The organism is Stieleria bergensis (assembly GCA_007745635.1).
GTDB classification, from domain to species: Bacteria; Planctomycetota; Planctomycetia; order Pirellulales; family Pirellulaceae; genus Stieleria; species Stieleria bergensis.
Genome location: CP036272.1, coordinates 4,781,497 through 4,803,607, shown reverse-complemented (window position 1 = coordinate 4,803,607; position 22,111 = coordinate 4,781,497). Strand labels below are relative to the sequence as shown.

17 protein-coding genes and 1 pseudogene are annotated in these 22,111 nt (G+C 56.6%); 6 read left to right on the top strand and 12 right to left on the bottom strand.

Annotation, left to right across the window (positions count from 1 at the left end; translation table 11 throughout):
• Positions 1-20: 20 nt before the first annotated feature.
• The 4 genes from SV7mr_RS17015 to SV7mr_RS17000 all read right to left on the bottom strand — a co-directional run bounded on the left by SV7mr_RS17015 (position 21) and on the right by SV7mr_RS17000 (position 3,099).
• Positions 21-1,127: a methyltransferase domain-containing protein gene (locus SV7mr_RS17015; protein ID WP_419187513.1), complete on the bottom strand. Its 1,107-nt coding sequence runs from the start codon at positions 1,125-1,127 to the stop codon at positions 21-23.
• A gap of 50 nt (positions 1,128-1,177) precedes the next feature.
• Complete coding sequence (locus SV7mr_RS17010; RefSeq protein ID WP_145274829.1) at positions 1,178-1,561, bottom strand: PAAR domain-containing protein; 384 nt, start codon at positions 1,559-1,561, stop codon at positions 1,178-1,180.
• 154 nt (positions 1,562-1,715) lie between these two features.
• Positions 1,716-2,000, bottom strand: coding sequence for a peptidylprolyl isomerase (locus SV7mr_RS17005; RefSeq protein ID WP_145274827.1), 285 nt, complete (start codon positions 1,998-2,000; stop codon positions 1,716-1,718).
• 43 nt (positions 2,001-2,043) lie between these two features.
• Positions 2,044-3,099, bottom strand: a complete 1,056-nt coding sequence (locus SV7mr_RS17000) for a hypothetical protein (protein ID WP_419187512.1) — start codon at positions 3,097-3,099, stop codon at positions 2,044-2,046.
• Positions 3,100-3,492: 393 nt separating this feature from the next.
• Between SV7mr_RS17000 and SV7mr_RS16995 the strand changes: the two are divergent.
• Positions 3,493-4,580: pseudogene (locus SV7mr_RS16995) on the top strand (IS3 family transposase); the annotation flags it as partial.
• Between the two features lie 292 nt (positions 4,581-4,872).
• Positions 4,873-6,381 (top strand): type VI secretion system contractile sheath domain-containing protein, encoded by a 1,509-nt coding sequence (locus SV7mr_RS16990; protein WP_145274821.1) that lies wholly within the window; start codon positions 4,873-4,875, stop codon positions 6,379-6,381.
• Between the two features lie 86 nt (positions 6,382-6,467).
• Here the strand turns inward: SV7mr_RS16990 and SV7mr_RS16985 are convergent, their stop codons facing one another.
• A complete protein-coding gene (locus tag SV7mr_RS16985; protein WP_145274818.1) occupies positions 6,468-9,209 on the bottom strand; it encodes a hypothetical protein in 2,742 nt (913 codons plus the stop codon).
• A 282-nt stretch (positions 9,210-9,491) separates the two neighbouring features.
• Between SV7mr_RS16985 and SV7mr_RS16980 the strand changes: the two genes are divergently transcribed.
• The gene (locus SV7mr_RS16980; protein WP_145274815.1) at positions 9,492-10,616 is read left to right on the top strand and encodes an exonuclease/endonuclease/phosphatase family protein; all 1,125 of its coding nucleotides are present in this window, start codon (positions 9,492-9,494) and stop codon (positions 10,614-10,616) included.
• On the opposite strand, the gene SV7mr_RS16975 is transcribed toward SV7mr_RS16980, so the two are convergent.
• Positions 10,605-12,125, bottom strand: a complete 1,521-nt coding sequence (locus SV7mr_RS16975; RefSeq protein ID WP_145274812.1) for a RecQ family ATP-dependent DNA helicase — start codon at positions 12,123-12,125, stop codon at positions 10,605-10,607. The two genes, SV7mr_RS16980 and SV7mr_RS16975, sit on opposite strands and share 12 nt — an antisense overlap.
• Positions 12,126-12,180: 55 nt before the next feature.
• Positions 12,181-13,284, bottom strand: coding sequence for a ThiF family adenylyltransferase (locus SV7mr_RS16970; RefSeq protein WP_419187511.1), 1,104 nt, complete (start codon positions 13,282-13,284; stop codon positions 12,181-12,183).
• A 22-nt stretch (positions 13,285-13,306) separates the two neighbouring features.
• Here SV7mr_RS16970 and epmA point away from each other — a divergent pair, with 22 nt between their 5' ends.
• Complete coding sequence (gene epmA / locus SV7mr_RS16965) at positions 13,307-14,308, top strand: EF-P lysine aminoacylase EpmA (RefSeq protein WP_145274805.1); 1,002 nt, start codon at positions 13,307-13,309, stop codon at positions 14,306-14,308.
• An 82-nt stretch (positions 14,309-14,390) separates the two neighbouring features.
• On the top strand, positions 14,391-14,951 hold the full coding sequence (locus SV7mr_RS16960; RefSeq protein WP_145274802.1) for a hemerythrin domain-containing protein: 561 nt from the start codon (positions 14,391-14,393) through the stop codon (positions 14,949-14,951).
• A 624-nt stretch (positions 14,952-15,575) separates the two neighbouring features.
• On the opposite strand, the gene SV7mr_RS25525 is transcribed toward SV7mr_RS16960, so the two are convergent.
• On the bottom strand, positions 15,576-15,713 hold the full coding sequence (locus SV7mr_RS25525; RefSeq protein WP_419187510.1) for a hypothetical protein: 138 nt from the start codon (positions 15,711-15,713) through the stop codon (positions 15,576-15,578).
• On the opposite strand from SV7mr_RS25525, the gene SV7mr_RS16955 reads away from it, so the two are divergent.
• Positions 15,712-16,410 (top strand): hypothetical protein, encoded by a 699-nt coding sequence (locus tag SV7mr_RS16955; protein WP_145274799.1) that lies wholly within the window; start codon positions 15,712-15,714, stop codon positions 16,408-16,410. The genes SV7mr_RS25525 and SV7mr_RS16955 overlap by 2 nt on opposite strands.
• Before the next feature lie 49 nt (positions 16,411-16,459).
• On the opposite strand, the gene SV7mr_RS16950 is transcribed toward SV7mr_RS16955, so the two are convergent.
• The 4 genes from SV7mr_RS16950 to pilM all read right to left on the bottom strand — a co-directional run bounded on the left by SV7mr_RS16950 (position 16,460) and on the right by pilM (position 22,092).
• Positions 16,460-17,200, bottom strand: coding sequence for an RsmE family RNA methyltransferase (locus tag SV7mr_RS16950; RefSeq protein ID WP_145274796.1), 741 nt, complete (start codon positions 17,198-17,200; stop codon positions 16,460-16,462).
• A gap of 96 nt (positions 17,201-17,296) precedes the next feature.
• Positions 17,297-18,643 (bottom strand): outer membrane protein assembly factor BamB family protein, encoded by a 1,347-nt coding sequence (locus SV7mr_RS16945; protein ID WP_145274793.1) that lies wholly within the window; start codon positions 18,641-18,643, stop codon positions 17,297-17,299.
• A 393-nt stretch (positions 18,644-19,036) separates the two neighbouring features.
• Complete coding sequence (locus SV7mr_RS16940) at positions 19,037-20,239, bottom strand: cadherin repeat domain-containing protein (protein WP_145274790.1); 1,203 nt, start codon at positions 20,237-20,239, stop codon at positions 19,037-19,039.
• Positions 20,236-22,092: a type IV pilus biogenesis protein PilM gene (gene pilM / locus SV7mr_RS16935; RefSeq protein WP_145274787.1), complete on the bottom strand. Its 1,857-nt coding sequence runs from the start codon at positions 22,090-22,092 to the stop codon at positions 20,236-20,238. Before pilM ends, SV7mr_RS16940 begins: the two co-directional genes overlap by 4 nt.
• Positions 22,093-22,111: the final 19 nt, after the last annotated feature.

The following is a 22,111-nucleotide window of genomic DNA, read 5'->3' as shown; positions in this document are numbered from 1 at the left end:
AAGCTGCCGTCCGCGTTTGCTTATTGTACTGTGGGGGCGGGCTGGCGCTCAGCGAGTTTCTGTGAGAGCGTGACGTGGCAATCATAGGTCACACGACTGCGTGAATGCAGTCGCAGGTGCCAGGGCAGATTTTGTTCATCAATCAGCTTTAGAGGAATGCTTGGTTCTGTCCCAGAAAGCAGACGTCTCAGCATCGGTTCCGCGGCACCGCCATCGACGCTGCGTTGTGAATGGCCACCGATCCACTGCTCGACGGTGGTAGCAGACGGTGTCCAGTCGTAAGGGCAGCTCAGTACGACGGAGGAGTTAGGCTGCAGAACTCGGCTGATTTCGAAAAGCAGTTGTGTCGGTGAATGAATGCTGTCCAAGATGTTCATTCCGCAAATGCCAGCGACGCTGTTTTCCGCAAACGGCAACGCTTGAGCATCACAGGCCCAAAAGTCCACGAACTCCGCCGCAGAGAATTTCAGTTCATGTTCGATGCGATCATAGACCATGCCAACCCGCCGGCGATCATAGCGAACCAAGCCATCGCGGAGGATCTTTGCCGCGATTCGCAACATGCCCAGGTTGATGTCGATGCCAAGCACCGGTTGTTGATACCTCGCGGCCAGTTCGAAGGCGGCTCGGCCAACGGAGCAGCCCACATCTAGCAACGGTCCTGGGCCTAAATCAGCGCCAGACGCTATGGTTTCAGAGCAGCGATCGAGTGCTGCATGAAGCACGCGTGTCATGCTTCCAGAGCACTCCTGGTCGGTTTGGGAAACGAACGCGCTGTGTGGCGGTTCTCTCAGGTCGACCGGCAACAGGTCACCGTAATGGTCCCAGCAATAGGTGCTCAATTGCTGGCGTTTGGCGTCGAACTCACTGCCCGGGCCGCAGCAATCGCCAATCAAACTGAGCGTGTCAGCTGGCAAATCCGTTCGATACAGTAAATCGGCAAGCTGTTGAGGCAGGTAGGTGCGAAGCGACTCGACGATGATGGGGATCCCGTCGATGATTGGATACTCGTGCTGGCAACTGGCTTCGCTGCAATGCAGCATCCCGTGTTGGATGACTTGATCGTCCCCGTCAAAGACATTAGCGATGACCAATGCGTTGTCGCTGCCTCGTTGCGTTCGACACACCGGGCAGACAGGGGCGAACGTCTGGAAATGCGATAGTTTCACTCTGACAATCAGCCTCCGATCTGTACCGTCGCCACCCCTGGACCAATCACCTTGCCAACGGGGCTGGGAATCGGCGCAACACAGCTGGCATGAGCGGTCATGTCGTTGACCCGTGCTGCAGGCATGCCGCCGATCATCACTGTGGCAGAGCCTTTGCTGATGATCCCAGGTCCAGCGGGGACACAGCTGGGCAACATGCACGGTGTTGATTGGTCACTGACTCGGGCGGCCGGTTTGTTTGATATCATCACCGTTGGTGCACCCTTGATGATCGTTAATGGCAAGGCTGGATGAGCAACCGGCGTCGGTGTGGGGGCAGCCGGGTGGATCGGTGCATGGCAATGAGGTGCATCCTGTTTGATTGAATCGCCAAGTGTCGCAGCGGATGGCATGGCAGGGGCCTCAAGGAAATGAAGGTGTGTCGGATGAACTCGCCGCAGAGGCGATCGTAAGTGAGTGCGAATCCGTGATGGATTCAATGTGATGTTGTCTTTCGGTGATTCGTTTAGTCTTCGTCATCCAGCAGAGCCAGATGAACAGAATCGGTCAAACTTCTGCTCGTTCGATGACTTCTACCAGATGAATGCCATGGGCCGTTTGGATGGGACCATACACACCGCCCGGTTCTCCACGCATGCAAACCGCATCGATCTCGGGGCTCATTTGTCCGGGACCGAAGTGCCCCAAGCTGCCTCCCTGGACAGCGGTTGAGCATTCTGAATAACGTTTGGCAAGGTCAGCAAAGTTCTCACCGGCCTGCCAAAGCTGCATGACCTGGTTGGCAACGTCAGGACTGGACAGCTGAATGTGTCTGGCTCGGATTCGCAACATGGAATAACGACTCGGTGGAACAACGAACGGGCTGAAGTGACTGTTAGGCCGAGCAAAAAATATTGGGGCAAGGGACGCTGGAAAGCAACGAGGGAGCGCTGCCTTCAAAGCTAGCCGCCATCGCAGCGGCCACTTGCATGTCGCCCATACTTGGCAAGCCACCGAGTTCCGGTGCCGCCATGGCCAATGCGAACTCCATGGGCGCCGCTTCGATTGCGGGCATTCCCGCGGCCAGGCTCATGCTGGGACTGACGCTTAGGTCCATGCTGGCGGCGATCTCGGCGGCGGCCTCCAGGTTCGCGGCGAGCTCGGCAGCGGTGGCTTCCATGGCCGGGATCGCTGGGAGCGAGGGCATGCCACCGGCAACTGGAGCAACCAGCCCCAAGTCAACCATACCTGCACTGACCTGTCCCATTTCAGCAGGCGTCATGTCTAACGGGGGCATTGTAAGTTCAGCCGTCGCCGCGAGTTCCGCAGCCATCGCCGGCGGATCACCCAGCGGTAAACCCAAGGCAAGTGCAGCGTTCAACGCGCGGGCGGCGAGCGGCAATCCCATTGCAAGCTCTGCAGAAACACCGGCGGCTGGACTGGCTTCTAAGGCGACGGCGGCTTCCATGGCTGCGTCCATCGCGGCTTCAAAACTGGCCGCCGCGCCTGGCAAGGCCATGTTGATTCCTAAGCTGGCTTCGATGGCTGCGCTCAATGCCAGCATTTCGGGCAGGGCACCCATCGGTTCGGCGGCAGGCCCCAGAGCTGCGCCTAGTTCTCCTAAGGTTGGAGCCGCCAGGTTTAACGAGCCAGCGGCGAGTGAGAGTTCTGCCTGTGCTGAAGGGGCGGTCATGCCAATGCCGAGTTCGCCTTCCACACTGGCCATGGCTTCTAAAGCTGCAACCCCTTCGGCAGACAAAGCTGGAATCGGCAATCCGAGCATGGCTTCCAGGCTAGCAGCCATCGATAATGCTGCGCTCATCGCCGCTGCCATCGAAGCGGCAGCGGCAGCTGAACCTGCACCAGCGGGCAACGCTGGGATCTCCATGGCAGGCAACGCCGGAAGTGCGGCAAGCATTTGGGCTGCCTGGGGCTGGCAAAAGCATGGCATCGAAGGTCTCTTCTGTGATGGCGGATCAAATGGCCAAACGGCCTCACGCGAATTCACCGCTGCGGTCTAAGCAAATATACCGCAAAACCCGTCCATGCGCCGCGTGCCTTGTCTTTTAGGGCGGTTCAAGCAGATTAATTCACGCTACCTGCCCGTATAGACGTTACGAATCTGTAAAATCAAGCTCGGTTGGATGCCCATTGCGTGGCAACTTACATTGCAAGTGGAGTGCACTGATGAATGATGACCAAGAAACGTATCGTGTGGTTGCGAAGGAACAGCAATACGATGTCGTCTCAGCCAGTGATCGGGTGGTCATGTTGGCGTGCTCCCCAAAAACTAATCCATCTGTTATGAAGGTTTACCGGCCGAGCTGGCCAAAGGAGACTTTTTATGACTAAGAAACGCAAACGACGGAAACCCGAGCAGATCGTGAAGGCGATTCAAGAAGGCGATGCGATGATGGCGGCGGGCAAGACAGAGGCCGAGGTGTTTCAAACGCTTGAAATCAGCGTAACGACCTGGGAGCGTTGGAAGAAACTGTATGGCGGAATGAAGTCGGATGAAGCAAAACGACTTCGTGAGCTTGAAGTCGAGAATCAACGACTCAAAGAGCTTCTCGCCGAGGCCGAGCTAGACAAGAAGATCCTCAAGATGGCTGCAGAGGGAAACTTCTGAGCCCGACGCGACGACGTGAGGCTGTTGCAAAGGCTCAGAAATCCTTTGCAGTGTCAGAACGTCGGGCATGCAAAACGCTTGGCCAACCGCGGAGTACTCATCGGTACCAAGCGAAATCCAAGAGCGACGAAGAGCGATTGCTTCGCCGCATTTACGAACTGGTTCGAGAATTCCCCCGCTACGGCTACCGGATGATCACGCGGATGTTACGCCGCGAAGGATGGACAGTGAATTACAAACGAATCTATCGGCTTTGGAAACGAGAAGGTCTTCGAGTGCCACGAAGAAAGACGAAGAAACGCAGGCTTGGAAGCGTTTCAGGAGGGATCTGCCGTCGCCGCGCCGAACGCATCAATCACGTTTGGTCGATTGACTTTATCTTTGATCGAACAATCAATGGGCGGTCAGTGAAGATCCTTTCGTTGATCGATGAGTACTCACGAGAATGCATCGCCTTGGAGGTCTCACGCCGGTTCACCGGCGATGACTTGGTTGCCCTTCTAGTGGATGTGTTTGCAATTCGAGGCATTCCGGCATTTATCCGAAGTGACAACGGACCAGAGTTCATCAGTCGCCGCGTCCGCGATTTCCTTGGACGCATTGATGTCGGCACATCGTTCATTGAACCAGGTAGCCCCTGGGAGAACGGCTATGTCGAGAGCTTCCACAGCCGGTTTCGTGACGAGTGCTTGTCCTGCGAAGCGTTCAGCACGCTTGCCGAAGCGCAACAGGTAATCGGGCAATGGAGATCGACGTACAACCATCGACGTCCCCACAGCTCGCTGAGCGGGCTTACTCCTGCGGAGTTCGCGACCCGTTGTGCCGCTTCAACTCCAGTCGCTGCGCTCCTTACGTCGAAGCGGCACAACGAATGTGATTCAGTAACCCAATCCCTACCTTCATAACCCTGGACCAAGTTTCGGGGGCATTCCAATGTCGTGCCGAGATCCGCGTAGCGCCAACCACTATGCAACGTTGCTTAATCAAGCGTTCCGAGCAGGTTACAAAGCAGGCTTCCGTGATGCGAAGCAAGCTTCTTAATTCACTGCACTCTTTCTTGTTCCCCCCCAAACCATCCGTACCCCTGAGTCAATTGTGTCAAATCTTGTTGGTTCTGATTTTGGATTTGGTTCAGCCCCTGATCGTCCCCGTCGCGATCCCGAATCCCCGCTGAAGATCCTGCTGATTGCTGATTTGTCCGGCGATAAGACGGGGTCGCCGATCGATCAACGGAAACCCGTTCGAGTGGACATCGATAACTTTGACGATGTGATGGGGAAGATGAATCCCTTGGTCAAAGTCCCGTTCACCGAAGATTCAACACAGATGATTGAGATTCCATTCGAGGAACTGGAGTCGTTTGAACCGGACTTTCTGTACCAACACCTGGATGTGTTCAAGCGTTTGCGCGACTTGCGTTCTCGGTTAGGTGATGTGAGCACCTTTGAAAGTGCCGCGACTGAATTGCGCCAGCTCTCGCAGACAATGGCTGACTCTGAACAGGATTCGCCCGCGAGCGAGGCCACTGCGGACAGCGCTTCAACAGACGAAAACGATACAGAGACTTTGCAGCGTTTGCTTGGGGCGACGACCGGCGCAACGCAAGCCACCGGCGCAGCCTCCGCGAGCATCGATCAGCTGATTCATCAGATCGTTGCCCCGCATGTGCAGCCCGCCGCTGACCCTCGCCAAGATCAGTACATCCAGTGGGCCGACGAAGCGATCTCCCAGCAGTTGTGTCGCCTGTTGCACTGGCCCGCGTTCCAGACTTTGGAATCCAACTGGCGTGGCTTGCATTGGATCGTTCGTGAGCTGACCGGTGAAGAATCGATTCAGTTGTTTGTCTTGGACGCCAAGAAGGCCGAATTAGGCCAGTTGGTCGGTCCCGCAGGATCGGACTTGCAATCCAGTCCGCTCTATCAGCGACTGGTTGTGGCGCCCCAGCAGTCTCCATACGCCGTGGTGTTGCATGCTGATGCGTTTGCAGCCAGTGATCAACAGATTGATCAGTTAAGCCGATTGACGGCCGTCGCCAAAGCCTGTGGTGCTTGTGCGATTGCCGGCGCGAGCCCGCAGTTGCTAGGTGTCGATGCTTGGCCTGAATTGAATGCAGGAACGCTGACCGCAGAGGCGTCCAGTGCTTGGAGTGACCTGCGCGGCAGTGCGATCGCTGATTCGTTGGGATTGGTCGGTCCGCGTCCCCTTATGCGTCTGCCCTACGGTAAGTATGGCGAGGAGACCGATGCGATTCGTTTCGAAGAAATCGATGATCCAGTTGCACAGCACGATCAGTTGCTGTGGGGAAGCCCCGCGATCGCGGCCGGGATCTTGCTGGGACAAAGCTTTGTCCAGTCAGGTCTGGCAATGGATCCCGGTGATCGTCTTCAACTGGATGATCTGCCCAGCCTGAGCTACACCGATGAGGATCAGGAATCACAGCTCAAGCCGTGTGCCGAGGTCTATCTGCCTGAGGCGTTGGCGACCGAGATTCTATCGCATGGCATCATGCCACTTGTTAGCTTCGTGAATCGCAATGCCGTCCGCGTGTTGCGTTTTCAGTCGATCGCCCAGCCAGTCTCAGCGTTGACCGGTCCTTGGAGTTAAGCGACACCAGCGCACACCGTAGGTTGCCGTGCTTGCACCCACCAATTGACCCATCACACCCTGCGCACTTCGTTTCAACGTCGGTCTTAGGCGGCGTCGTATTCATCGTCGATTGCCGGGAAGCTGCCGCGCTGGCGGCGAAGCATGCGAATGGTTTGCAGGTGCTGGTGAATCTCCTGCTGCAGGTTCGCAATGGATTCCTGAGCGCGTTCGTTTTCTTGCAGGCTTTCTTCGTGGGCGTTGCCGATCCGACGGAGATGGCCCATGAGGTCAGTGTTCTTCGATCTTAGCAAGTCAGATTCGGCTTCCAACGAGTTCATGCTCGTCAGTTTTGATTCAAGATTGGCGATCAACTCTTGGTTGGCTTGTTGATCATCGGTCAGTTGTTCGACTTGCTGGGCCAATTCATCGTGCTGCTTTGACTTGGTGGTCAGTTGCCGTTCCAGGTCCTTGACCGATTCGTTGGCCAGGGACAGCCTGGTATTGGTTTTGCTGATCAGTTCGTCGTGTTGATCCACCTTTTGCTTGAGCTGATCGGACAACTGGTTTGCTTGGACCAAGCGTTGGTGCGTGAGGTCGAGTTGTTTGTTTGCGGCTTCCAGTTCAGCGCTGGCATCACGCAGTTTTAGCAGCTCGTCGCGTTGGTCTGAAAACGCGATCGTTTGCAGATCACTCTGTTGTTTCAGTTGGTCGATTTCTCGCTTAGACAAGTGCAGTTGCTTTTCAAGCTCCGCCGTCGCTTGGATGCGTCGTTGCAGGCTGGCAACCTCCTCTTCGCGCAGAATCAGTTGATCGGCGATGTGGTCTCGTTGTTGTGCCAGTTGAGTGCCGCGTTTGTTGGATTCAAAGAAACGCTCTTCGAGTTCCTCCAGTTCGGCCTCCAAGCTGCGCAGCGATTCCATTTCGGACATTTGATCGTTCAGGCTGGCGTTCAAGCCGGCATTGACACGTTTTGACTCAGCCAATTCGGTCGCCAACCAGTCGTTCTGTTGCTTGACATTGTCCAGTGCATCGAGCTTGCGTTTTAGTTCTTCGACGTGGGCTTCCTGATTCAAGTTGACCTGCATCGCGTTGGTGATCGATTCCTGTGATTCTAGCAGTGCCCGTTCAACTTCGGCCAGTTGTTCGGCTTGTTGGTCTGCTTGGTCAAGTTGAAGTTTCAGTTCTGCGATGTCTGTTTCTCGATCCCGCAGTTGCTTGCTCAGCTGCTCGGCGGCTTCAACCTGTCTGTGAAGCTTATCGGTCAGTTGTTGCTGATCCTGTTCCATCTGTTCGATCGTGGTGATACGTAGATTGAGTTGAGATTGCAGTTCGGGAATGAGCAGCAGTTCTTGCTGTCGTTCTTCGAGCAGCGTTTCAGTTTGCTGCAGTGTGTTGTTAAGATGCTCGAACCGTTCGGATCGCTCTGTCGCTTCTTCGGTCAGGGCGTCAATGGTCAGCTGCAGTTGTTCGATTTGCTCGCAGCGTCTGGAGAGCTCGGCGATCGTGCTGGTCTTTTCGCTGGACGTTGATTCCATTCGCAGGCGAATGTCGCGTTCTTGTTCCAAAGCGGCCAAGGCGTCTTCCAAGCTGGTCTTGGTCAGTTCGAGTTCCTCGGCGTCAACCAGACCTCTGTCCGCTTGATTGCTGAGGTCGGCCATTTCGTTGCGAAGCTTCTCGATTAAGTGTTCACGATCGGTCAGTTGTTCGCTTTGCTGATCGTATTCCGATTGAGTCCTGGCGAGCTGGTCCAGAGTCTGAGCGCGTTCCTGGTCCGCCTGGCGGAGTTGATCGCAGGTTGATTCAAGCTGCTCGATGGTCTGTTCTTGCTGCTCGGCCATTTGCGCCAGTTGCTCGCCGTGACCGATCGCCCGTTCAGCCTCTTCAATGGCGTAGTTCAGTTGCAGGGTGAGTTTGTCGATGTCCTGGCGAAGCATTTCACATTCGCGCTCAGCGACCGTTTCGGCAGCCCGAGACGCCTTCAAATCGGACTGGATTTGTTCCAGTTCTGCTTGTTGGTCACGCAGGTCCTGATGTTGCTGTTGCAGCAATCGTTGTCCGGCATTCTGTTGAGTCGCGGCAACGTCGGTGACCTCTTCCAACTGCTTGATTGCCGCATCCAATTCATGTTGAATCAGTTGCTTGGCGGCCAAGGCGTCGGCAAGTTGTTGAGATGCTTGCTGGTTTTCATCAACCTCGGAAGTCAGGCTTTGATGGTCCGAGAGGAGATCAGCCAGTCGCGTTTCCAACGCCAATTTCTCGGCTTGTAAGTCGTTGTTGTGCTGGGACAGTTCTTGTAGCTGTTGTTGCAATTCTGCGACATGTGCGGTGATCTCGGCGATCAGTGCGTCGTCAGCATCGGCGGAGGCATTGGAGTCACTGGCGGGGTGATCCAGGACTTCGTGGATCATTTGTTCGGTATTGCCTGCGGGAACGGATCGGCGATGGTCGTCGAGTTGGCGTTGCTGTGCTGCCAGTTGCTCAGTCAGACCGTCGATGGTCTGCGCGCTCGCAGCTTGTTCTTGCTGCAGGGCTTCGATGGTGTGGGAAAGCTCGGATCGAGTTTCCATGGAGTCATACAAGTCGTCTCGTAGTGACTGCAGCTGCGCTTCGCGCTGCGCAATGGTCTGGCTAAGGCGTTTGATGTTGTCGCGATTCGCGTCATCAGCGCCTGCCGAAGCTTTTGACGACGTGTTGTCCTCGCCAGCCTGATTGAGATCTCGCTCCAGTTCTTCAATGCGTTTTTCGAACCGGCTGGTGTCTCGGTACCAGAAGAGGTAACCCAGCAACACACCGGAGGCGATGAAGATAAAAATGGAGGGGATTGGTAAACCTGCGACCTCGCCCATCGATCGAATCCGCTTAAGGGAATGGTGATTGCGTGTGAATATAGCGTTCAGCGAGCACAAATCCGCCGTGCCGAAAACGCTATCGGTCGGCTATAGCAAATCCAGGCCACTGGCGTCCATGCGAATCGATTGGGGCGGCGACGGGTTTCATTCACAGAATTGGGATTGCGATCGAGCGACTGAGTTTTGTATGCGTGGAGGATGATGACATCGGTCAGCATCGAGCGGTTTCTAAGAACAGTGAACGACCGAACCAATCCATTCGTGCGGTAGGAGGCCGAGGTGGGACTGCTATCAAAACGACGCCATAAAAGCTCTTTGTCCGGGCTCGGTCCACTGCGTTGGCTCGGGCCAGGATTCACGCTGTTTGCGTTACTGTTCGGTGCCTATCTCTTTCTGATCCAAGGTTGGACGTTCTCCGGCATGGATGGTTTGACCGCAGCAGGATCCGCCACAGTGGTCTCCAATCGAGGCTCTCAGCGATTGCGACTGGGCACGTTCAACCTGCAGCGTTTCGTGGATTCCAGTTCAAGTTTGGCCAAACAGTCCGAAGCCTCCCTGACGGCTTTGGCTGAGGTCGTGGCGCAATATGATTGTCTGGCCTTGCAGGAATTGCGCGATCAAGATGATCAAGCGTTGCTGAAATTAATTGAGATGCTTGAAGCAAAGGGGTTTCAATATCAGGCCGTTGTGAGCCAAAAGCTAGGGCCCAGCCGCGATGTCAGCTACGCGTTCTTATTCGATCGGCGACGTCTCGGGTTGGTCAAGGAAAGCGCTTACTTGGTCTCGGATCCCAGCGGCATGATGTCTCGCCCGCCAATGGTTGCCAGTTTTGTTGCCCGTCTTCCGGAAGGAGCCGGCGTGCCGTTCCGGTTCACGGCAATCAATGTGGTGATTGCACCGAGTGCGACAAGCAATGCGACGGATGCCAAACTCGTCGATCGTGAATTGGACGCTCTGGCGAATGTTTATCGCAACGTGCGAGTTTTTGAGCAGGAGCGTTTTGGTGAAGACGACTTCGTTGTTTTAGGAGACTTCGCCCGGCCGCCAACGGCGCTGGGAGCGATTCGTGGCATTCCAGGCGTGGTCGCGTTGGATGAGATGATGCTGCGTAACAGCCCGTCTCGTTGGACGAATGATCATGTCTTCATCGATGCTTCGGTGACAGGGGAAGCCGTTGCCGAGCAAGCGATGGCGCTGTCGATCGATCCCGCATCAGGACAACAGCGTCCTGCGACCACACTGACCGGTGCCAAGGCCGCCAGCGATCAGTCACCGAGCACAGCCACCTCTGAAAAGGACTTTAGTGCACTACCGGTTTGGTCCGAGTTCACCGTCACCGAGCATCGCTCCGGGCAACCGGTGCCTTCGACCGCTTCACTTGTGGCGCCTCAGCTAAAACGCTGAATCGTCCGGTTCGGCAAAATAGCGGTTCAGGAATTCTTTGCGATCCTCGGTTTCTGCGGCGAGTTGCACCATGGCGTACAAACGCTGTTGTGCGCGGAGCTTTTTTTGGTTTAGCAGTTCGTCGTTTTGCAGTTCAGCGGGCAGCGACGCCAGGATCTGAAAACACTCCGGCGCTCGCGGACCAGCAATGACCCCGTATCGGTCCAAAATCGAGATCGCGGTTTGAATGCGATGGTCGTGGCGACTTCGTTTCTGGAGTTGGCTGCTGACCCATTCCAAGCCAAAGGCGTCACACTGGTCGGTGTGTTCCGCGACCAGTTGGTACAGCCGAGTGTAAAAGGCAGCGTCGGGATTGGCCCAATCGATGAATTGCATTTGCGTCATCAAATCGTTCTGGTCGTACAGCCAGACGCAGCGACTGGGCTGGCCGTCTCGGCCAGCGCGGCCAATTTCTTGATAATAGGACTCCACCGATCCCGGTGTTTCCGCGTGGATAACCATGCGAATGTTGTCTTTGTCGATCCCCATGCCAAAGGCGTTTGTCGCTAGCACCAAATCACATTCGCCACCAAGAAAGGATTGTTGAATCGCCCGGCGCTGGTTGCGCGGCACGTCGCCGTGATAGCAGACATGCGCGACCCGCTGTTGCAGCAAATGATCACTGAACCGCTGGAGCGTTTTGATCAGTGAAAAGTACACGATCAGGCTGCCTGAATCGGGAAGCGGCGCGGACAGCAATTCGTTCAGCTGTTCTAGTTTCTCTGATTCGTCAAAGACGGGCGTGACATCAAGCGTCAGATTAGGGCGATCGATGCCGTGGTGAAACAGTTTGATTTGATCGCTCGGAATCTCCAGTTGTCTGTAAATGTCTTGCCGGCATTCAGCGGTGGCAGTGGCCGTCAGTGCGATGGTGGTGGGATGATTCAGTCGCTGGCGAATTTCAGCCATCCGCGTGTAGTCGGGGCGGAAGTCATGTCCCCATTGGCTGACGCAGTGGGCCTCGTCGATGGCCAGTAGTTTGACATCCCGGCGAGCGATGACGTCGCAGAAGTCCGCTTTGCGAAAACGTTCCGGAGTGACGAATAGCAAGTCGTGCTGCCCCTCGGCAACGGCTTGATAGCGTGATTCGCGTTGCTGTTTGTCCAGACTGGAATTGATGAAGGTGGCGTTGATGTTGCGGCGTTGCAGGCTATCGACTTGATCCTGCATCAGTGCGATCAACGGTGACAGAACCAGAGTCAGCGGGCGGGCGACAGCGCTGGCGCTGGAGGGCGATTGCCTGGCAGTGCCTGCCTGGGCATGCTGGGCCGATGCGGCGGCGTGAGCAATCACCAAGGCGGGGATCTGGTAACACAGACTCTTTCCCATGCCGGTTGGCATCACCACCATTGCATGTTGGCCGCTCAGCACATGCTCGATGATGGCTTGTTGCCCGTGGCGAAACTGGGCGTGGCCGAAATGCCTGCGAAGGATTTCGGAGGGGTCGGTTGAAAGGTCGGTCGCTGTCATGTTGTCTGGCAAAGTTCACTGGCCGATAAAGACGGAGGGTGGCCGATGCAATGGCTCACTGGCCGATGAAACGGTCGACCATTGCACGAGCTCTGGCCAAGTCGTCGGTTCCTTGGACGACCATTCGGCCGTCGCGAAAAACGGTCACGCTGGTTTCAGCATCCACATGTAATCGAACAAAGAACCGCGTCCGTTGCACATCGCCAACTCCCGTCCAACGCGATTGCAGCGCGTCAAGGCTGGGAGGCGGGGTGGATTTGGCCGCTGCGATTTGCACCGCGTTGCGACCGCAAAGCGAGATCGCGTCGGTTGCGAGTGCTTGTCCCTGTAAGTATTCAAAGTCTCTTCCCACACAGGCTGGGCAGTTCGGAGCCACCTCTGGCGGTAGGCTGACGGCGCGCGTTTTGTTGTTCCAAAAGTCAACCGCAATCACCGCTTGGCTGACCTGTTGCCGGTTTCCAGAGATCCATTTGATCGCTTCGGTGACTTGCATGCTGGCGATCGCGTGGGTTGCCGAGCCAAGGACCCCGGCGGTGTCGCAGGTGTCAACCATGCCTTGCGGGGGAAGTTCCGGCACCAAGCAGCGAAAGCACGGCCTGGTTGATCCATCGAACAGGCGGACTTGACCGCTGGCTCCCACGCAACCACCATGGACCCACACTGAGGATGTGGCCAGGGCCCAGTCATTGATCAGAAAGCGGATCCCAAAGTTGTCCGTTGCATCGATCGCCAAGTCGACGCCCTGCAGGAGCGATTCAATGTTGCCTGGATTCAGATCCGCGACGCAGGGGATCAATTCGATCGATGGGTTGATCTCTGCAAGTCGCTGGCAGGCGGCCTCCGCTTTGGCGTTGCCTTGTTGGGCATCCTTGGAGTCGAAAAGCGACTGTCGCTGCAGGTTTGTCCATTCCACGACATCGCGGTCGATGATTAGAATCCGTCCCACTCCGGCGCGGCAAAGCAGTTCTGCGGCGACGGTTCCCAAAGCTCCACAGCCAATGACAGCCACGCTGGCAGCTTCGATTTGTTGTTGTCCCTGTTCGCCGATGGCCCAAAACTGACGTTGGCGGGCATAGCGATCTTGGTGCGGCAACGTGGTTTGCTGGTTCGGCGAGGCGTCTTCCGTCCCGTGTTCGGTCTCCGCTGTCGGTTTGTTCACCAATTCATTTCCATGTTGGGTCATGCAGTCGTCACAAGCAAATTTGCCAACGGTCAATGTACGCTATCTTGCTCAGCGTGCCGAGTTGCTGCGCCAAGTTCGGGGCGATTTTGATCAGCGCGGTTTCCTGGAGGTTCAGCCGCCCTGCTTGGCTGTCGATGCGGTGGTCGATGCCTATCTGGATCCGGTCACGGTGTCCGCCGCCCAGCTTGGCCTGCCGCATGCCGGTCCCTTGCAGTCGCTCTACATGCAGACGTCTCCTGAGTCGGTGATGAAATGTCTGCTGGCCGAAGGGGCTCCGTCGATCTATAGCATCGGCCCCGTCTTTCGCGCTGGTGAATCAGGGCCGTTGCATCATCCAGAATTCACGATGCTGGAATGGTACGAGGTGGGCGGAGACTATGAGTCGGCAATTCAGTTGACCGTCGATTTAATCGGTCGCACGCTGGGCAGCACTGGGCATGACCGAGTGACCTATCGGGAGTGCTTTGCGGAACACTCGAATCTTGATCCCTTTACCGCTTCGATCGAACAGCTCGCCAATGCGCTGGCCGATGTGGATGCCGTTCGTTCGAATACCACGCTGGTTGACTCGCTGAAGCAGGATCGTGACGGATTGCTGGACGCCTTGATGTCGTTTGCCATCACGCCACAGTTGGGCAAGCAACGCCCTTGCGTGCTGGCGGATTACCCTTTGACCCAGGCGGCGCTGGCAAAGCCAAGTGAGCGTGACCCGCTGTGTGCCCTTAGGTTCGAGGTGTTTGTGGACGGGATTGAAATCGCGAATGGATATGACGAATTGCAGGATGCCGAAACGCTGCTGCAGCGTTACCGACAGAGCAATCAGCAGCGGCTAGCGACCGGCAAAGCGGCCTTGCCCGAGCAAACCATGCTGCTGAACGCGATGCGCAAGGGGATTCCCGCATGTAGTGGTGTGGCGTTGGGTTTCGATCGCCTCTTGATGCTATCTGTCGGGGAAAATGATCTGATTGATGTGCTTTCTGTGGTCATTGGAAGGGGGTGAATTCCCTGTTTTTGGGAACGATTCACGCATCAGAGCCGATTTAAGGGTAGAATAAGAGCACTCTAACCAACGGAGGACGCTGATGGCTGATTCACTCATTTCGAGTCGCGCTGTCGCTGGGGCTGCGTCGTCAAGCCTTGCAGCAACCGCGCCGGCGAATGATCACAAGGCTGCCGGAACGCTGCAAAGCGGGCTGACAATCAATGCGGCTTTTCTAAAAGAGATCAAAGACGATAACCGCCAGCTGAAAACGCTGTGGGATCGAGCAGGAGAGTTGGTCGCACACCGACAGGTTGCCTCCAATCACTACTCTGAACTGGTCGGGCTGATTGAACAGTTGTGCGACCAATTGGCCATTCATTTTTCGCTCGAAGAAGCGTACGGCTATTTCGATGATGCCGTCGATGTGGCTCCGCACCGAAGTGTCGAAGCGCAGCGATTGAGGGCTCAACACCCAGGCTTGTTCACGCAGATTCAAGCGCTAAGTGATCAGGTCGCTCGGATCGATCGCGCGGATCTTGAGAAGTTGGCGAAGTGGATTGAACGCTTCGATGTCTTTCAGTGCAAGTTCCAGTTGCATGAGGAAGCAGAGTTGAATCTGATCCTCGATTCGTTTGACGATGATCTAGGCGTCGGTGACTGATTGCCAGCGCGAGAATCGCGCGACTCCCGCCCCGGCCAAAAAAACGCTGGCGGAGGGTTGCAGTGGAAGCGACGTTGCTTCGGTATTGCGGTGCTTCTGTGTTTCCATTTTTCACCGCAAATTTGTGTCGGTCCGTCTGCTAATCGGACCGCGTCATCTTGGGTCAGTCGCCATCAGCCATCGCTGCGTTTGCGGATGTTGTCGGGGCTGAAGGTTTGCATGCGTCTGCAATGGGTGTGAAGCCTGGATTGGGTCGCTGGGGGGCGAGTCGGGGAACTGGCTCGGGCCAGGCAGGCTGGCCAGGCAGGCTGGCGGCGATCGCCAAAGCCGCTAAGCAGGCTGGCCGGTAGGCTCGCTTTGGTGCCGGCCAGATTCACGCGAAACTTTTTCGTGAAACTTCTTTTAATGCTAGCTGGACACCTTGGCTGCAGGGTGTTTTCGGTGCTCTTTTTTTGTGCACTTCTCGAGGCAGTCGCCTCTGGCAGCGTGCCTGCGGATTGTGCACCGGGGCGATTCTGCCTTAAGTCTCTTGCTGGAAGTGGTTTGCGGCTTGCTGCTTGACGCGGGGCGAAGATCGTGGCAGTTGCGACGCGGCGGCGGTGTGAGTCGTGTCCAAGCCCCATGTCATCGTGATTCACCGATCACGCACTGGGTTGCAGTCAATCGCTTTTCTCTGGCCGGTGCCAGCGAGCGACCGGCTGTGGGGCGCAACGGATTGTTGATCGCCTGTCTTTGTTTGTCGTTGAAAGGAATCGTTTCCATGTTGGAATCTCAGAAAGTTGCTGGCCGCCCCGAAGTCACTGAAGCTGCAAGTTCGTTGACTGGCGGAGTTGAACTAGTCGCTGATGCAGGGACGAATGAGACGCCACAATCAGGGGCTCGACGTGGACGTCGCAAGGCACCTGTACCTGCTGGTGCAGATTTGAGCTTGGATCCAGTCCCCTGCGTGGGGACCTTTGACGAACGCTGCCGGAAAGCCGTGGAAGTGGCTTCGATGGCCTTCACATGCACCGGAAGCTGGGTGGCGTTCTATCGTGAGATCCTGGGTGTGGAAGGCATCGTGGTGCAATTGTTCCCCGCAGAGCTTGAGCGACGGCGGTTCTTCGGAACTCCTCAGTTCATCGCCGTTCAGGAAATGTTGGCCGGGATGCGCAGCGAAGACACTTCAAAGTCCGATGCGGCGGAGCCGGAGCAAATGATCACCATTCGCATCCCGCGATCGTTGCACCTTTCGCTGCAGGCAGAGTCAGCGGAATGCAATTTGAGCATCAATAAGCTGGCGATCAGCAAGCTGCTTGTGCCTGCTGATCCTCGGTTTGTTCCGGAGCAGGTTGGCAATATCCGTGGCCGCAAGCCGGGGGAGCAAGGCAAGGCTGTCAAGCAGGGGCTGGTCAAGCAGGGGCTGGTCATGCAGGCCAAGGTCAAAGCGAATGCCACTGGACAGCCGAACTTGGGCTAGTCTCTCCCCGCGCAGATTCCAGTCGCCGTCTCGCTTCGGTTGGCTGGTCTTAGCGAGAGAGCATCGTTTGGATCACCACTGCCGCCGTTTCCACTCGGTAGATTCGTTTCCCGAGCCCAACGTTGGTCCAGCCCATTTCGCTGGCCATCTGCATTTCCTGATCGGTGAAGCCCCCTTCAGGGCCGATCAAGGCAAGCACGCTCTGGCGGCCACTTGGCGGTTTCTCTGTGTTTGACGACCGCTCAGCGAGGTCGATCCCCAGCAACTCTTGTCCCCCGGGATGAGCGATCCAGGCGGCGAGTGGTGGATTGTCCTTGGCGAGTTCCACCGCCTGTTCAAAGCCGATGCAGTCGTTCAGTGCTGGCACGACGTTGCGAGTCGATTGTTTGCACGACTCGACCATGGTGCGGCGGAGTTTTTCCAGGAGGTTGCGAGTGGGTGGCCGCTGTGTGTGTTGGCAAGACACCGGCGTGATCTCGCCGACGCCGAGTTCGCAGAGCCGCTCGGCCATCTCTTTGGCCCGTTCCGGTTTGGGCAGTGCAATCAGCAGGTGGCTGTGCAGGCGAGGTTCTCGGTCGACAAGTGCGGCGGGTTCGAACTGCACCGTGCAGCTGCGTTTGTCGATGTGCAGCACGACGGCATCGGCCTGATGTCCTTGTCCGTCGAACAATTCAAGAGCGTCCCCCGGCTGCAGTCGCATCACGCGGGCTGCATGCCGTGCCTCTTCATCTGAGAGTGCCAACGAACCGTGCTGCTCAAGCAGGTCGGGAACATAGTAACGGCGTGTCATTTGCTGGCTTGATAGAGAAAAGCCAGCTGGCCTGAAAATGGCCAGCTGGCGAGAGGAAGGTCCGGTAGTGAGAGGGAGATACCCGTGCTCGGCAAGTTACTGAATTCGGTAAACCGCTTCGCTGGTTCGCAGGATGATCATGTTATCGAAGACTGCTGGGCTGGCCATGATCTGTCCGCTGACTTGATTTTCCGCGATCATCTCGCTGTCCGCCCCAGCGCTTAGCACGGTGACTAGGCCTTCTTGCGAACCCAGGTAAATTCGATCATTGACCAGTAATGGCGAGGCGCTGAACTTGCCGCCAATTCGTTTGCGCCAAACTTCTTCGCCGTTCTTGGTGTCAAAGCAGCGGGCAATGCCGCTGTCTCCAATCACATAGATCAGGCCATCGTGAACCAGCGGCGAGGGTTTGGTGGGGATACCGCTCAGGACAGTCCACTTCACATGACTCTTGGTGACATCACCGGACCCGTCGACGCCTACGGCCCAGAGTTGTGCTTTGCCAAACCCCGTGGAAAAGTAAACCACGCCGTCCGCGTAAACAGGTCGCGGGACGACTGAGAAGCCTTTGCCATGGCGGACGCGCCAGATTTCCTTGCCAGATTCTGGAGCGTAGGCAACCATCCACTGTGATCCCATGCAGATCAATTGTGGGCGTCCTTGGGGATCGACAATCTTGATCGGCGTGCAGTAGGCCTTTTTCTGGTCGCCGGTGGGAGCGTCCATTTCGGGGCGGTCGGTTTCCCAGATCGTGCTGCCGGTCAGCTTGTCGAGCGCTGTGACGTACTGCCGATCCATGCCATCTTGAATCAAGACCAAACGCGGGCCATCGATGAAGGGTGAGCTGCCAGGGCCGACGCCATGTTCCAGAGGCAGCTGGCGTTGCCAGACTGTTTTCTTGGTGGCGCGGTCAATGCAATGCGTGCCGTAGGTTCCGAAGTGACAATAAATGTAGTCACCATCGATGACAGGCGTCGGCGAGGCAAAGCTGTTCAGCGGGTGAATCGGATCCGGAGGCTCAACGGTGGTCAGTTCAATGGTGTCAAGCAAGTTGCCCGATTGAAGGTCCAGCGCAAGCAGTTGCAAGCGGATCGATTTGGCAACCGCCAGCTGTTTGAATTTCCGTTCCTCCACGCCGCTGGCTTTCAAAATTTCCAGCCGCTCCTCTTCGGTTGGCAAGACTTCAATCGAGTTGGTCAGCCAGATCACTCCGTCAGCCACCACGGGTGATGACCAGCCCTTGCCTTCGAGTTCCGTTTTCCAAGTCACGTTTTGCGAATCAGAAAACGTCAGTGGCACTTCGCAGTCAGTGACGATGCCGTCACCGGCTGGGCCACGGAACTGGGGCCAGGGAGATTCTGCGGCAGCGTTGACACCAAGGATGGAAAGCGTGGCGGCAGCAACGATGCGCTGCAGAGCCTTGTGGGTTCTTGATTCAGGCATGGATCATCCAGCGGAAAGAAAAAGGCGGGAGGGACTGAGGTGGTCCGCTGCACCCAAGTGTAACTTTGCCTGCGCTGGATTGCCAGACGCCGTCGATTTCCAGACGAGAAGCTCCCCGCGATCAGGTGCGCTGACGAAGTGATCCGAGCGGGGGAAGTGATCAGCCCCAAGTATCAGCCCCAAGTATCAGCCCAGTGCATCAGCCCAGTGCATCAGCGCAAAGCATCAGAGCAGTGCCGATCGGCCAGGGGCCTGGCGGTTGATTGTGGCAAGCTGCGTCGGGGGCCCTGTGATGCAGTGGCCTGTGATGCAGTGGCCTGTGATGCAGTGGCCTGTGATGCAGTGGCCTGTGATGCAGTGGCCTGTCTCGTCATCGTGCCCGTGGTGGCCGGATTACTCGGATGCTTGATCAACAGCATCCTTCAGCGCGACTTTGCTGGTCAGCGTCACGAGTTTGTCGTCCAGTTTGATTTCCACTTGATCAGCGTTGATCGACGTAATGGTGCCACGGACGCTGCCGATTTGGAATTCGTCACCCACGCGCAGCTTCAGCGTCTTGCCTTGGGTGCGAACATTGATCCACGCAGTCCAGTCGTTGGCGCCTTGAACCAGTCCGGTCAGATAGCTTTGTTTGGCGTCATCAAACTTCAGCGGCTCTGGTTCGGGTTCTTCTGGTGGTGGCGGTTCAACGAACTTAATGACCAGGGTTTCTTCGGTGGTTTGTTTGGGGTAGCCATCGTCGATTGCGCGGACAGTGACTTCCAGTTCCGAAACTTCGTCGGAGCGAATCCGCAGGGTTCCGGTTCGTGAATCGATCTGGGCATTGCCAGGGCCATCGATGATTTCATACGAAAGCGCATGATCTTCGGCATCTTTGAATGCCAAGGTGAATGATTCATCGCGACCGATGATGCCTTCAAGGGCTCGGATGCCAGCAAACGAGGGTTTGTTGTTTGGCGGTTCAAACAGATTGCGATTCAAAATCACATTTTTGTAACCTTCCAGGTCCGGTTCCACTCGCCAGGCTCCATGATCTTTTTCACGCGGTTCCTCTGGTGCGGTGGCCAGTGCCAAGGCATGGATATCGAGCGAGAAGTCAAAGCCTTCGCCTCGTCGCGACGGCTTGAAATCGACTTTTTTGATCCGGTGCAAGAATCCTTTGGCCTGGATGTCATGCAGGATCGCCAGCAAGTCTTCGATCTCGCTGTTGCCGGTCACATTGAACGGCAGGCGAGTGGCCAAGCGATCATAGCCATCGGGTTTATTCGCGCGGACTGGCATCGGCGTGCTGGGCATTACTTTGATGTCTTTCGCGTTGTTCGAATTCATGACCGATAGCAGCCAGCCGGTGTACAGACTGCGAGCCTGATTGATGTCGCTGGGCAGCGATCGCAGCGCGTAGTCGTCCATCCGTACCGCGGCAATTTCTCCCATCAATTGCATCTCGGTGCGCGTCTTGATTTGATTCGAGACGGTCGACAGTTTTGTCTGCCGTTGCTGCACGGCACCGCGATAGCTTGTGAAGCACCACTGGAGGACAACCAGCAGCACGCCGCCACCGACTAGGATCGCCAAAAAGCGTTCTCGTTGTGTCATTGGTCTTGCTCCTGAGAGGATGTTGCTGCAGCGTCAGTGGTTGGTGGGGAGGTGGTTGTGGGCGAAGCCTCGGCTCCAGAGGCCGATGAATCAGGGACGGAGGTTTCTGGGGCAGCTTCGGAAGACGCTTCGGAGGCATCCGGCACAGCCGATTCACCCTCCTGGTCGGAGGGCTTTGTCTGGTCGTCAGGCAATGGCTGCTCTGTTGACTCGACTGGTGCGTCAGCATCTTGATCGTCAGCTTCTTGGTCGTCAGCTTCTTGGTCGTCAGCTTCTTGGTCGTCAGCTTCTTGATCTTCAGCTTCTTGATCTTCAGCTTCTTGATCTTCAGCGGGCTGCTCAGTCACGGGGGCCGTCTGTTCGGCTGGCTCTGATTCGGAAGCTTCCTTTGGGTCGGCGGTTTCGCCATTCTCCGCTGCTTTCATAGCAGCCAGTCTTTCTTCGCGAGCTTGGCGGACCGCCGAGGCGGGAATGGTAATGGTTTCATCGAAGGACCAGGTGTAGCGAGTCGCGCGGGGCAGTTTGTTGGAACTGCCACTTTGGACTTGGTAGTTGGCTTCACGAAGCGCGGACTCCATCGTTTCGATGACATCCGGCGAGACCACTGCTCCGGCGAACTTGATGGTTCCGCCGCCCTTGGCAGTGGAGCTGGCGTAGACGTTGCTGACAATCATTTGGTCGCTTGGCGGCACGTTGGCGGCAATGCGTTTGAATTCGTCCAGCCAGTGCACGTCCTCGTCCAGGAAGACGTCGATTTCTTCGGTTTGGGCAACGCGCTTCTGGGCTTCGTCCGCTTTGGAGGCCAGTTGGTTGGCGGTGGTTTCAGCGGTCGCGATCTGTTGGTCCAGCGAACGCAGTTGCAGCATGATCAGAGCGCCGACCAGAACCACTGCCGCGATCGGGCCACCGATCATGCAAGCTCGTTTGACATGGTCCGGTTTGTCTTCGGGGCGCTCGCGTGGATTCAGGAAATCGATCAGGCTCTGTGGTGATCCTTCGTCGGCTGCCAGCAGGCCAACCAGTGGGGCCAATCGTCCAACATGTGCGGGCACCTGATCGGCAGGCATTTTAAGATCGACCAAGTCAAAGGGGTTCACTGCTTGGACGTCTTGGCAACCGGACGAGGTTCGGATGGCATCCAGGTCAGCTTGATGAACTTGCTGTGTTCCCCAGACGATGATGCGATCGGCGTGGTTGGTTTCCCCGCAGGCCATCAGGGTCCGTTTGATTTCGGCGGCAATGGCGTTGCTGCGATGCTCGTCTTCTTGTGGCAGGCGAACGGTTCGCACGAAGATCACCTTGCCATCACGAGCGACGGTGATCTCGGCATCGTCCGTTAAGAGGTCGATCAAGACGCAAATGGGGACGCTTCCCTTGGACTTCAGGTAAAGTGGCGCCGCGGTCAGCGGTCGCAAGGCTGCCCGCTGAATGTTCAGCTCTGAAGTCTGGCAAAGTTCTCTCAGTTGGTCCATGTCGGTAGGCGACATCGCAGCTGCGATCAATGAGATCTCGCCGTCGCGACCCGTTTCCAAGAAATCCACCAGGGCTCGGTCACTTGCCGAGGCAAAGCTACGGATGGCCTGAAAGCGAACCATGTCAGGCAGTTCTTCTGGCGGCACAATCGGCAAACGCAGTTCGCGCAGTTCCGCTTTGCCGCGACCAACAGCGACCAGAACATCGGTCTTTTGCAGACTGTTTTCGGAAATGAAGCTGCGCAGCTCTTGGGAGGGCGAGCTGGATTCATCAATGGGGATGACTCGCGCATCGGACACGTGCACGCGTGATCCGCTGCACTGGGCAACGACCACACGAAGCTCATTGTCGTCATAGTCGAGGGCGATTTTCTGTGGCATAACGATTGGACTTGTTGCT